The organism is Photobacterium kagoshimensis (assembly GCF_050337045.1).
GTDB classification, from domain to species: Bacteria; Pseudomonadota; Gammaproteobacteria; order Enterobacterales; family Vibrionaceae; genus Photobacterium; species Photobacterium kagoshimensis.
The window spans coordinates 311,191-323,020 of sequence record NZ_JAKJSO010000008.1; the positions used below are offsets into that span (position 1 = coordinate 311,191).

Sequence of the window (11,830 nt, forward strand, 5' to 3'; positions counted from 1 at the left end):
GAAAGCACAACTCTGCTAGAGTAATACCTAAGTGACAATGTAGATTGCGATACCGTTTGTAAGCGAATCGATACTAGTCAGAGAGACACAAGAATAAATAAGAAGAACATTTATGCAGATTGATCAGTACTCAGAATATGACAACCCGCTAATTTGGCCGATGATCTCTATCCTTCAGCACCAGCCCAACGGTTGGATGATCCATACGCTGTCAGAGGAATTAAAACAGCAAGGCATTTGGTCTAAGCTAGATGATGACCCTGATAAAGACCTATTCAAGCGCAACTTCCTTCTAATGAATGCGCTCTATCAACTGCAAGAGATGCTGTTACCTAAACAGTGGCTACAAGCTCATGCGATGGACATCTGTTTAATGCCCAACATGCACTCAGCGGATAACACCATTGATATTGATGATCCGCTACGCAGCTACTATTTAGATTGGGCAAATTACAATGCCGACAGTGATACGATAAAATCTCTGCTTTCCTCTTTCTGGCGACGCTACCAAGATCATATCGGCCATCAAGAAGCTGAAATCAGCATCGCAAATGCTCGTCCAGAAGATCTCGCTTTGTTTGAGTTACCTATCGACGCCACGCCACAGCAAATCCGTAAACAATGGCGAAAGCTTGCTCTACGCTGGCACCCAGATAGACCGACTGGCGATGCTATTAAATTTAGAGCGATTTGTGAAGCATGGCAGCGGCTGCAGTAAAGGTCCCCTTTGGCTATCATTCGAATTTTTAGAACAAGCTGTTCGCATCTACCCTCTTTTCGTTGCTAGCTACGACACCTACACTCTCTATAAACTAAATAAAGAGTCAGGGGGAGCAGTTATGGCCTACCGAACAGTTAACCAAATTATTAAATCGCATCCGTCATCGGATGGTGACAAGGTTCGTATTCAGCGCATTCATGGCTTTGATAATCCACATTTCAGCCCTTTTCTTATGATTGATGAACTCAAGTCGTTCTCACCCGATGACTATATAGGTGGTTTTCCTCCTCACCCTCATCGCGGGCTAGAAACCTTAACTTATATGCTCAATGGCCATTTTCAGCATAAAGATCATTTAGGCAATATCGGCGAACTTCGCAGTGGTGGCGCGCAATGGATGTCGGCTGGTAAAGGTATTGTTCATAGCGAAATGCCAATCATGGCAAATGAGCAGCTACATGGCTTTCAGATATGGATTAACTTACCCGCATCGAAGAAAATGCAAGAGCCTCAGTATCACGATTTTCAGGCTGATGTGATTACCGAAAAGCAACTTAGTAACAACGGCCTGATTCGTGTCATTGCCGGTGATCTCACTATTGGGGGGGATACGCTCACAGGGCCATTACAGCAAACAGGTGTGCCTCTCACCGTTGCAGACTGGCAAGCTGGCCATAATGCGCAATTGCAAGCATGTTTAAATCCTGATTTTCAAGCCATGTTGTATGTGTATCAAGGAGAAATCCGTATTGATGATGTTTCCATAGCACAAGGGCAATTAGCCTTGCTATCAACAGGCGAAAGTTTAGCAATAACAGCCAATGAACAAAGTGGTGTTTTAATACTGGCAGGCACCATAATCGATGAACCTGTCGTACATTATGGTCCCTTTGTAATGAACAGCATGGACGAGATTAACCAAGCTGTTGAAGATTATCAAAATGGTGCTTTCATTAAGTAGAAATACCGAATCATCAGCACTCGCGCTCTATTTCACCATCATAAAAAGCCCTCACGTTACTTCATTCAACATGAGGGCTTAGTAATACCAATCTCACTAACTAAGCGTTCTTTCTGGGTAAAGTCACTTCAAGAGAGAAAAGTTAGCAAAAATTAGAACGAGTAGGCGAAATTAAAACCGCCGCCATTGTCTGTTTTTCTAGAGTCGGCATTGAACTCATTCAATTTATTTTGCTTCGCTTCGAACGTTAGGATCGTTTCTGGCGTAAACGAGTAAGCTAAACCTAATGCATACACTTGGCGCTCACCATTAATACCGCGAGCATCTTCTGTGAAGTTTACATTAGATGCATAAGCAAATGGTCGAAAGCCCGATTCAAACACGTAATGTGCATACACATCAGACGCATCAGCATCTGCCCACTCAGCATCACGACCTGAACTAGACCCTAGTAGACCCGCTTTATGAATTTTTTCACCCTTGGTATAAGCTGTCGCCACCTTCAAGCCACCACGCACATATTGGCCGCCAAAAGTTGTCGCGGTTTGCTTATCGCCCGTTTCAAGACCGTTCACAGCGCCACTCTCGACACTGACTTTGTTTTCTAGGTAAGCAACACCTAAGCTCAATCCGAAGTCAAAATCATAACTGCTTGATACCGCCATGTTATGATCTCGCTTAACCTGCTGAGATTTAGGCTCGTTCTGAGCATCTTTATAATCACCAGTCTCACCTGTGCTAGTAAAGCCGTAGTGTGCAGAAACATTCAGGCCATCTTTGCTATAGCGGTATGCCGCTAAGTTATCACCACGACCTGTCGCCGCAAATCCACCATCTGTACCTTCAGAATAAATCGGTGTCGCATCCGGGTCGATGATGACCATATTATCCATGTAACGGGCAACGTCGTGGTACGCCGACCATTGTTTACCAAAGCGTAAGCTACCAAGCGCATCATTTTTGACTGTCACATAACCTAAGCGATTTCGGAAGTTTGAATTTCCTGATGTTGGCGAGTTAAGAAACTGATCCCACTCAAGCTTTGCATCAATGCTAGTGGTCGTGGTTAACTGACGTTCAAAACCAAAATTTAAGATACTACGGGCTGCTGAAAAAATTTCGTCATCCCCCCACTTTGGTTGAAAGGCATCTAAAACAAATACGCCACCAACATCGAATGTCGTCTGATCGTCTTCATAAACGGTGAAAGCAGATGCTTGGCCTGCTAATAAAACGGTTGGAATCAATACTGCTGATAGTTTTAATTTCATTCTATTACAACTTCTTCTGAATGATGGTTCTAATTAAGTTCAAGTAACTTTCTGCTAATTGCATTTATTCGCTAACTGCAACCCGTAACCTAGAAGTAATTAATTGCGACAACTAATTTGGTTATGAACAATATAAGCCACTTAAATAAATAGCTTTAATCTCTAAGGAGAAAACAAGTTAACAGATCTAAATACAGAATGTAATAGCAAACTAGTACAAAATTACCATTCTTCTACAAAACCATAAAAAGAAAAATAAAATCAGAACCTTAAAGCCACCAACTCTTATCCTCTATACATGATAGTGAGTATCTATAAAGCGGTGTGAAATATGACAAATCACATCAAGGGAAGTTAATACGTTCGTAATTATTTATTACGCTCTAATCTCAAATCGATAGAAAAACCGGCATAAGCACATAACAAACGCCAAGCAGCATATGGGATTGTGCTCTTTTCGGAACCTGAATTAATCCAACGATTGAGCGTTGTATTGCCTTTAGGGCTAACACCTAGTACACGTGCGATCTCAGCCTTAGACATACTTAAACTATCGACTACCTTTTTAACGTCACTCCCGGTTGGTGATTCGCGTTCCGGATCTAAAATAGACTTATATATTGGGTTTTGGTTACGGTCATAAATAAAACACATAATCCCAACATGTTTTTCAACCTTAGGCTTAAGATCTAAAAAGCGTTTTTCTGCTTTATTTATACTTTCAGCAGCTTTCTCTAAATCACCTACCGGTTCAACACCAAGAATTTTACTAACATCATAAATCATATATACACAGGGCTGTTACCCATCCTTCGTTAAAATTTATTTGCAAACATCTTAAACATCATCACAAATAATAAATTAAAGTTATTTAACCCTACAATCAACATAGCCATTTCACGTGGTAATAAATCAAGACCTAATTATTATTTCGATATTTATAGTACGACACAGATAGTAATTATTTTTTTAATTATACCCAAACAAACTTTCAAATTAATAGTTAATTTAACATAAAACCTAAGCATTTTGTTTAACCATAACGCAAAACAGCTCAATTAATGCACAATTTCACCATTCCAGATTTTTTGCTTTATGATTAACAAAAGTAGAAAGCGTCACATATCGACACTTGAGAGCGTTGAAAACTACTGGAGCAGTGGTTTTAACCCGTAGACTGATCAGATGCTTATTTCGGTTGGTATCTTTGGTATTTTGCGTTAAAAACAAAAAAACGCCCGATAATAGTTACCAAGCGCCTTATAGTAATAAAAATGTCCCTATAATAGGGTTGATGATAGTTTTTTAACAAGCTGTCGTTTCTGTTGCACCGTGCTCGTATTCAACAATCAATTGATTACCACTGTAACGTACATTGCGTATTTCACCATCTAAAATAAAGCGATTAGTAAGCAATACACTGCTATTGTTAGTGCTTCCGATGTTTTTACGCAACGAAGGAAGTGTTAATAAAGGGTCAACGCCAATAAAATCACAAAATTGATTCACGAACTTATGCTCTAAAGGCAGCTTTCCTCGTAAGATATCGGAAAAAACCAACTGACTCATACCGAGTTTTTTTGCCATTTCAATCTGCGTCACACGCATTTTTGCTTTATAGCTCATCCATGTGTCATGTAATATTTGTTGATCTTCTTCTGTGTATTGCATCCCAAATTCCTGCCGCGCTTAAGCCATTGGCTTCATCTATAGTGACTAATTATTATTAACTCTGTACTTAGTTCATCTTGAACAAATACCGCTGTGTCGGTTAACGCACTTAGGTATTAAAACCGATAGATCACCCGCGAATGTCAGCGTAACGTGAGGCTTGAGGGCTCCTTGCTATTTAACGTGAAATAAATCATGACAAAATGTATCAATGATTACTTTGCAACTCTCCTGCCTCATTTTCGACCAGAAAAACCAATAAGAAAGCAGCTTTAAACTCAGTTTAAAGCTGCTTTGTTTTTCTACTCAATCCTGTGGAAATTATCAGACCGGGTAAGCCTTATTTGCACCCTTCTTCAAGCCAAAACCAATTCGAAGCTGTTGGGGTTTCCCAAACGCCAGGATTGTTTTTAGCAATGAAACATTTACCAGCATTTGCGACTTTTTCGCCATTGGCTACCTGAGTAACGCCAGCTTGCCACTGTACGTACTTGCCCGGTGTGGGATCGGGCGTTGGTTCAGGTTTAGGGTCTGGTGTCGGTTCAGGCTTTGGGTCTGGTGTAGGCTCAGGCGTCGAACCACATGGAATGCTATCCCAGAACCAATTTGGCTGTGTTGGTGTATCCCAAACACCAGGGTTGTTTTTGGCGACAAAACACTTATTTTGATAAATGACTTGATCGCCATTACTCACCTTGGTTGCACCTGGTACCCATGGTGTAAACTCTCCAGGAGTTGGATCTGGACCTGGTTTAGGCGGCTGAGGGTCTAGCTTATCGACAACTCGTACTTCAGGCCAACTTGCATGTGATTCATATAAGTTAGTTACACACTTCTCGTAATCACCTGCGACTAACGCAGAATATGCCGTTTGGAAGCCCACTAATGAACACTCAAACGAGAACCCTTCAGGACGATCCGCATAGTATTTCCAGTTACCGTCCCAGTTGGTGTATAGCACATCTGTTGCACCATTAAGGTTTAAGCTACCATAAGGTGTTTGCTGCCAGCACGTATTAGCTTCATCTGCTTCAATCGGAATTTGGTAATACGACGATAAACCTTCCCAGTAACGAATACGATTAACAGGCTGACCTTTATCTTTGTTTTGTGCACCACATTCGATACCACCATTAATGACATTAATTGTGGTACCAAAACCGTAACCTATACCCGCATCAATTTCACGTTGTGAAGGTGTCCAAGTACGGTCAATGACATGCAACATGGCGGGTTTAGGCGCTTGAGGTGTTAAAAAGAACCAAATGGCTGATGCTAAGTTCAACCAAGAGTCAGCGACTAGTCCAGGATTGTTCAATAGTACACTTGCGTCACCATCGTACATGACTTCAGAAAATGCACCGTAGTTAAAATGATAAGAGAGCTGTTTAGCACCGCGTCCAAAATAACCTTGCCCCGCGGCACATGGCCATTTCTTATTTTGCCAATCATTCTGACCACAGCCCGTGGTATAACCCACTTGACCTTCTGACCACCCCATCTCACGCACGTGTACTAGGGCTTGCTGCCACTCTTCCAGCCCCAATGGGTTATCCCAATGGTTATCTTTCGCTATGTGCCCACCTGTTTCTTGAGCAAAGTGCGCGAAGGCCGTTACGATAGACTTCTTACAAATAGCATCTGCGTTTCGACCATCAGTATAATCACCACAAAATGCGGGAAATTTACCGATTGCTCGTAAGAAACGAGTATAGGTATATTCAGGGGCTGCCATCTTAGTTAGGAAATCCCACTCCGCGTAAGGGAAAACACGTTCTGCGCGCTTCACATTCACAGGGTTGGTTGCTAAGCCAGGCTCAATCGCTTCAACTTGAACATTGGGTAAGGTACGTAATGCTTGTGCCCATACCCCATACATAGGGTTAGACGTTTTTGTCTTTTCGACCGCTTCAACATCGGCGCGCGAAATAATATAGCCAGTTGGGTTAAGGGGATCGGGTTGGATATTCATTGCATGAGCACTTGCGATAAAGCTACTTGCAACGAGGCTACAACCCACTAACAGGGTAAGGTGTTTCAGTTTAGTCATTAGAGTAAATCCTTTTTATATAGACGCTGTATTTAAGTGATACTTAGAATCTATGTCGTTTCTTGCTAAAAAAACAAAGATGTATTGCTAGCTAAGCAGCTATATAAACACTTATATTTTTCTAACATTCACTAAGGATAAATCGCTAACTCGCCACTTGATTATAAACACGAAAAAAGAAATTCATTCTGAGAACGATATCTGATCAATTCGGTCATTGTCTTGCACGTTACAGCAGAGAATGGAAGCTCGGTCTGAGTTAGTCATCGTATCATTTCACTAAAACAGACGAGTAAACTAACGAATAGATAAACTCAATAGTTTTGGCAATTATCAATTCTCATCATAATTACCTTTCTAAACACAAAAACACACGTATAATTCACTGTATCCAATCACCATAACTAACAGGAGCGAAATATGAAACAATTCAACCGTTTCATATCTCAGTGGGTTATCGCAGCCCTGCTGATGACCTTCTTGCCACTATCGGCAAGCGCTTCTGTCATCGTCAATAACACAGCTCAAGTGCATACAATCGATAATTGTTGTAGCGCAGAAATGATGCAGCAATCGCACTGTATGTCGATGAACAGTGATGGTGATTCAAAAACAACTTGCCAAAACAGTGATTGTCATTCGACAACAGCTTCTGCCATTTTGTTCGCACACCAATTAACGGTGTCGACAATGACAGATAGCCACAACTATGGCGATCCTGTCAGTCAACTGTTCAATTATTCAGAGCGTATTTTACGGCCTCCCGTTCTCGTATAAATCAATCTATACCAATACTACTGTGTACTTTTTCCACAATAGACTTTCGCAGCATGCGTAAAACCAGCTGCACTATTACTGATTTATATACCTTCTATTTCACGAAAACGAATAGAAAAATTGAACAATACCAATTCCATTATTTCGCTAAATTAGCATTGTGCAGAAAAAGCAAAGATGGGATCGGGACGATTAGGAGTTACCATGAAATTATCACGTTTAGTTGCCCTATCACTGCTGACTTTCAGCTCTTTCTCTATGGCTAAAGCTATCCAAGGCACGAACTATCAGTCTCCGTACTGTGGTTGTTGTGGCGCATGGGTTGAACACATGGAAGAAAATGGCTTTGACTTAGATGTAGTGAAAACAGCAGAAATGACACCCATTAAAATTAAACTGGGCTTACAGCCTGAACTTGCGTCATGTCATACAGCCCAAATCGACGGTTATACCTTTGAAGGTCATGTCCCAGCTGAAGACATTAAGCGATTTTTAGCAGAAAAACCGCAGCGCATGATTGGTCTAACTGTACCAGGCATGCCAATTGGCTCACCAGGTATGGAGCAAGGCGATACCAAACAAGCATTTGAAGTTTTAGCTTTCGATAAGAATGGTAAAACCATGGTTTGGGCTCGCCACAACCAATAAATAATACACGCAGACCATAAGTAACACTGCGCACAGACAAAAACTAAGACGACAACGCCCAGCAATGCTGGGCGTTTTACTATTCTTCGACTATCCATTAAAACGACATGCTACAAACGCGCAAATAGCTCACGATTTGGATCTTCCTGCTCCGCCCATAACGGATCAGTTTCCCGCTTTTCTAAGTAGATCTGTAAACCATTAAAATACGTGAAAGCGACCATTTCTGAGTCTTTTGCAAAGTGTTCGAAGAATGCATCTTCTTGAATGGCAAGTTTGTGCAAGGTGTCAATCCCTCGCTCCAGTGCCCATTGAATCGCATAAGCTGAAATTTGTGTCCGATACAAAATCAAATCATGAATTTCACTTATCGAAAATTCGCGTGATCGCGTCGGCGCAACAGCAGGCTTATCCACCATTGACTCATTAACGGCTTCTTCTGCTAAAAGCGCTTTTAAGCTATCTAAACTGGCTGCAATTTGTGCATCAGAATACCCATAAGAGGTTTTACAAAATCGCAAGGCATACGCCATTTTACTGCGGCCAACCAGCTCAACAACTTTTTCTAAATAAGGTTGCGGAATGCCATGTTTCAATGCCAACTGCTGCACAGCATGGTTTAGCCCTGTGTAACAAATGCCGTCAAATTCAAACTGAAAAACATTGGTCATGCCTGCAACCGGAATACCATCTATGCTCACAGGCCAACCTTGATAATTAACGCGCTCTTTAGCGATCTCAAACATCGACCACGCACTTTCACGAAAACCTTCTAACGCTTTGCCTTCAAATTCGCAATCTTCGAGTTCTTCTTTTGTCCAATTCACACCGATTTGTAAGTGTTTGGCATAGCGCTTATGAAGCTGCTCTTTCACTTTATCGCGGAATAAATCTAAGCTACTGACCTTGATTGATTTACAACTAGTAAAACACTCCTGACAACATGGCAACATCAGCGGGTGTTCTTGGTGCTCATAGTTAGGCGATGGCATAAACCCAAACGATTCAAAATAAGGTTCACCGCAAAACCAGCAGGTATGGCGATAATTGAAAGGTACATCGATTGACTGATAATGGTCTGTCATAAAAATATCTGCACTTGCGCCATTGGTTATATCTAACGTTATAGACGCATTATGCTCAGCCTTCACGGTTTCCTCAAGCCAATGAACATCACACCTTCCTATTTGACGAAAATTTTCTCTGAAATTTCACGCAAAAACAGTTAAAATACGTCCCCCGTTTTATAGTGAGTGTGATTGAATGTCTGAAAATAAGCGAAAAGCACTGAAAAAAATTGCTAAATGCTTAGAGCTTGGTAACTCTGCCAACGTCAACGAGGCCGCACAGGCCATTCGCATGGCTCACCGCCTGATGTTGAAGTACGGCTTAGACAAAGACGATGTTGAATTCATCAAAATGGGTAAAACCAAAAGTAAAACCCTATTACCTAGTGATGTTAGCCCACAGATTCTTAAAATCATCCGTGGTATTAACCGCCGTTTCGGCGTGGAATGTGTGTTAACAAACTACAAAGGGCTCAAAGAAGCTGAATTTATCGGTGTGGCTGAGCGTGCTATTTTTGCTGCGTTCGCCTTTGATATTGTTTACCGTGAAATGAACCAACAAACGGGGCAATTCCGTAATAGTTTTGCAGGTACTGGCGCAAGTTCGAGTGAAGTCACACGCCGCGTGTCATCTTTCCTTGCAGGTTGGCTAGAGGGGGCATTAGAGAAGCTGCCTGTTTTAAGCTCTAATGATGATCATGAACAACGCCTTACCAACTATATTGATAAAGAATTTGAAAATATCGACCGCGAAACTTTCAAACAGCAGCTTCAAGAAGCGATGAAAGGAATCACGGACGATTACGAAAAAGGCATGAAGAAAGGCCGTAGCATCTCAGTTAACCGTCCTGTCGATGGTAGCCGCCCAACAGAGAAGCTGTTACTCGACTAATCTAACTTCGATAATCACCTGAACTCACTATTTTTCAGGTGATTTTCTCTCATTGACTCTCCTTTTCTCTCTTTTTCTGGGCTATTTTCCTATTCTAGAACGGACAAACTACATCCGTTAAGCTCACACTGTTCCACCGATGAGAAAGAACAAAATTCAATATCATCAGCGCAGTTTGCTCACCTTGAAGCACCATCCTTCGTTCACAAGCTCAATAAATGTGACCCATGTCGATTAAAAAAGAGTCGTAAGGCACCTTTTTGTCATTAGTTTGTGATGAAAACGGTTGTTTATTTTATTTCTGTGATAGAATCGAATCAAAATCCCCCAAACAAATAGCCTTTACTACAGCATGAAATTTCCTGGTCAGCGTAAGTCAAAGCATTACTTCCCAGTCAATGCCCGCGATCCATTAATGGCTCAAATTCAACAAGAAAATCCACTTGCTCGCGCACACATTGTAGGCGTTGGTCAAACCATTGTTGATATTGAAGCACGTGTTGATGACGAGTTTCTGGCTCGCCATTCCTTGAGTAAAGGACACTCGCTTGTTCTTGACCAAGATAAAGCTGAATTGCTTTACGAAGAACTGAAAGCGCGTAACCTTATCAGCCACGAGTACCCAGGTGATACCATAGGTAACACCCTACATAACTACTCTGTTTTAGCTGATGATAAATCAATTTTGTTAGGTGTAATGAGCAAAGACCTAAAAATCGGTTCTTATGCTTACCGCTACCTATGTAATACATCTAGCCGTATGGACTTAGATTACTTACAACCTGTTGATGGCCCAATTGGTCGCTGCTACACCCTTATCACTGAAGATGGCGAACGTACGTTTGCAATCAACGAAGGTGATATGAACCAACTTCGTCCAGATAGCATCCCTGAGTGCGCATTTGAAAATGCGGCAGCTTTAGTGCTTTCATCTTACCTTGTGCGCGGTAAACCAACCGACCCAATGAAAGATGCCGCATTACGTGCTATCGAATTTGCTAAAAAACACAACGTGCCTGTTGTTCTAACACTTGGCACGAAATACGTGATCGAAGATAAAAAAGAATGGTGGATTGAGTTCTTAAAAGAGCACGTTACTTGTGTAGCAATGAACGAAGAAGAAGGTGAAGCCCTAACAGGTGAGAAAGATCCACTATTAGCTGCTGACAAAGCACTTGAGTGGGTTGATATGGTGCTATGTACTGCTGGCCCGGTAGGCTTGTACATGGCAGGCTACACGGAAGATGAATTAAAGCGTGAGTCTACTCACCCGCTTCTTCCTGGCCAAATTGCCGAATTCAACAAATACGAATTTAGCCGTCCTATGCGTAAATCAGATTGTGTGAAACCACTGCGTGTTTACTCACACATTGCACCTTACCTAGGTGGCCCTGTTGAAATCAAAAATACCAATGGTGCTGGTGATGCTGCGCTATCTGCATTACTGCACGATATGTCTGCTAATGGCTTCCACAAAGCGAACGTGCCAAATTCATCTAAGCACCAAGCTGAGTTCTTGTCTTACTCATCATTCTCACAAATCTGTCGCTACTCTAACCGTGTAAGCTACGAAGTGCTAACACAGCACGCTCCTCGCCTATCACGTGGTCTACCAGAGCGTGAAGACTGTCTGAAAGAAGATTACTGGGAACGTTAATTCCCACTTCTTAGCAAGATCATCAATAGACTTAAAACGGAGCTCATGCTCCGTTTTTTGTATAGATAATACGCTATACATCGCACATCACTGTTGAACGGTTTATAACCACTCA

The 11,830-nt window shown here is 41.8% G+C and carries 11 protein-coding genes; 6 read left to right on the top strand and 5 right to left on the bottom strand.

Annotated features, from left to right (window positions below):
• Nucleotides 1-112: 112 nt before the first annotated feature.
• Nucleotides 113-718, top strand: a complete 606-nt coding sequence (locus L4C35_RS01975) for a DNA-J related domain-containing protein (protein WP_428461302.1) — start codon at nucleotides 113-115, stop codon at nucleotides 716-718.
• A gap of 121 nt (nucleotides 719-839) precedes the next feature.
• On the top strand, nucleotides 840-1,682 hold the full coding sequence (locus tag L4C35_RS01980; RefSeq protein ID WP_428461303.1) for a pirin family protein: 843 nt from the start codon (nucleotides 840-842) through the stop codon (nucleotides 1,680-1,682).
• Nucleotides 1,683-1,834: 152 nt separating this feature from the next.
• On the opposite strand, the gene L4C35_RS01985 is transcribed toward L4C35_RS01980, so the two are convergent.
• The 4 genes from L4C35_RS01985 to L4C35_RS02000 form a co-directional block, all read right to left on the bottom strand.
• Nucleotides 1,835-2,953 carry a porin gene (locus L4C35_RS01985; protein WP_428461304.1) on the bottom strand — a complete coding sequence of 373 codons (1,119 nt, stop codon included), beginning with the start codon at nucleotides 2,951-2,953 and terminating at the stop codon, nucleotides 1,835-1,837.
• 369 nt (nucleotides 2,954-3,322) lie between these two features.
• Nucleotides 3,323-3,739 carry a hypothetical protein gene (locus L4C35_RS01990; protein WP_428461305.1) on the bottom strand — a complete coding sequence of 139 codons (417 nt, stop codon included), beginning with the start codon at nucleotides 3,737-3,739 and terminating at the stop codon, nucleotides 3,323-3,325.
• Between the two features lie 519 nt (nucleotides 3,740-4,258).
• On the bottom strand, nucleotides 4,259-4,624 hold the full coding sequence (locus L4C35_RS01995) for an XRE family transcriptional regulator (RefSeq protein WP_428461306.1): 366 nt from the start codon (nucleotides 4,622-4,624) through the stop codon (nucleotides 4,259-4,261).
• 340 nt (nucleotides 4,625-4,964) lie between these two features.
• Nucleotides 4,965-6,674 carry a chitinase gene (locus L4C35_RS02000; RefSeq protein ID WP_428461307.1) on the bottom strand — a complete coding sequence of 570 codons (1,710 nt, stop codon included), beginning with the start codon at nucleotides 6,672-6,674 and terminating at the stop codon, nucleotides 4,965-4,967.
• Nucleotides 6,675-7,094: 420 nt separating this feature from the next.
• Between L4C35_RS02000 and L4C35_RS02005 the strand changes: the two genes are divergently transcribed.
• Nucleotides 7,095-7,451 carry a hypothetical protein gene (locus L4C35_RS02005; protein WP_428461308.1) on the top strand — a complete coding sequence of 119 codons (357 nt, stop codon included), beginning with the start codon at nucleotides 7,095-7,097 and terminating at the stop codon, nucleotides 7,449-7,451.
• Between the two features lie 204 nt (nucleotides 7,452-7,655).
• Entirely contained in the window at nucleotides 7,656-8,099 is a 444-nt protein-coding gene (locus L4C35_RS02010; protein ID WP_428461309.1) for a DUF411 domain-containing protein, read from the top strand.
• 110 nt (nucleotides 8,100-8,209) lie between these two features.
• Here the strand turns inward: L4C35_RS02010 and L4C35_RS02015 are convergent, their stop codons facing one another.
• Entirely contained in the window at nucleotides 8,210-9,184 is a 975-nt protein-coding gene (locus L4C35_RS02015) for a hypothetical protein (RefSeq protein ID WP_428461549.1), read from the bottom strand.
• Nucleotides 9,185-9,362: 178 nt separating this feature from the next.
• Here L4C35_RS02015 and L4C35_RS02020 point away from each other — a divergent pair, with 178 nt between their 5' ends.
• Both L4C35_RS02020 and L4C35_RS02025 read left to right on the top strand, forming a co-directional pair.
• Nucleotides 9,363-10,058, top strand: coding sequence for a DUF2786 domain-containing protein (locus tag L4C35_RS02020; RefSeq protein ID WP_428461310.1), 696 nt, complete (start codon nucleotides 9,363-9,365; stop codon nucleotides 10,056-10,058).
• Between the two features lie 352 nt (nucleotides 10,059-10,410).
• On the top strand, nucleotides 10,411-11,715 hold the full coding sequence (locus tag L4C35_RS02025; RefSeq protein WP_428461311.1) for an inosine/guanosine kinase: 1,305 nt from the start codon (nucleotides 10,411-10,413) through the stop codon (nucleotides 11,713-11,715).
• Nucleotides 11,716-11,830 lie beyond the last annotated feature (115 nt).

What these genes read in the sequence shown, in the direction of transcription:
- L4C35_RS01975 (WP_428461302.1), top strand. Translation starts at nt 113, where the DNA reads ATGCAGATTGATCAGTACTCAGAATATGACAACCCGCTAATTTGGCCG.
- L4C35_RS01980 (WP_428461303.1), top strand. Translation starts at nt 840, where the DNA reads ATGGCCTACCGAACAGTTAACCAAATTATTAAATCGCATCCGTCATCG.
- L4C35_RS01985 (WP_428461304.1), bottom strand. Translation starts at nt 2,953, where the DNA reads ATGAAATTAAAACTATCAGCAGTATTGATTCCAACCGTTTTATTAGCA.
- L4C35_RS01990 (WP_428461305.1), bottom strand. Translation starts at nt 3,739, where the DNA reads ATGATTTATGATGTTAGTAAAATTCTTGGTGTTGAACCGGTAGGTGAT.
- L4C35_RS01995 (WP_428461306.1), bottom strand. Translation starts at nt 4,624, where the DNA reads ATGCAATACACAGAAGAAGATCAACAAATATTACATGACACATGGATG.
- L4C35_RS02000 (WP_428461307.1), bottom strand. Translation starts at nt 6,674, where the DNA reads ATGACTAAACTGAAACACCTTACCCTGTTAGTGGGTTGTAGCCTCGTT.
- L4C35_RS02005 (WP_428461308.1), top strand. Translation starts at nt 7,095, where the DNA reads ATGAAACAATTCAACCGTTTCATATCTCAGTGGGTTATCGCAGCCCTG.
- L4C35_RS02010 (WP_428461309.1), top strand. Translation starts at nt 7,656, where the DNA reads ATGAAATTATCACGTTTAGTTGCCCTATCACTGCTGACTTTCAGCTCT.
- L4C35_RS02015 (WP_428461549.1), bottom strand. Translation starts at nt 9,184, where the DNA reads ATGACAGACCATTATCAGTCAATCGATGTACCTTTCAATTATCGCCAT.
- L4C35_RS02020 (WP_428461310.1), top strand. Translation starts at nt 9,363, where the DNA reads ATGTCTGAAAATAAGCGAAAAGCACTGAAAAAAATTGCTAAATGCTTA.
- L4C35_RS02025 (WP_428461311.1), top strand. Translation starts at nt 10,411, where the DNA reads ATGAAATTTCCTGGTCAGCGTAAGTCAAAGCATTACTTCCCAGTCAAT.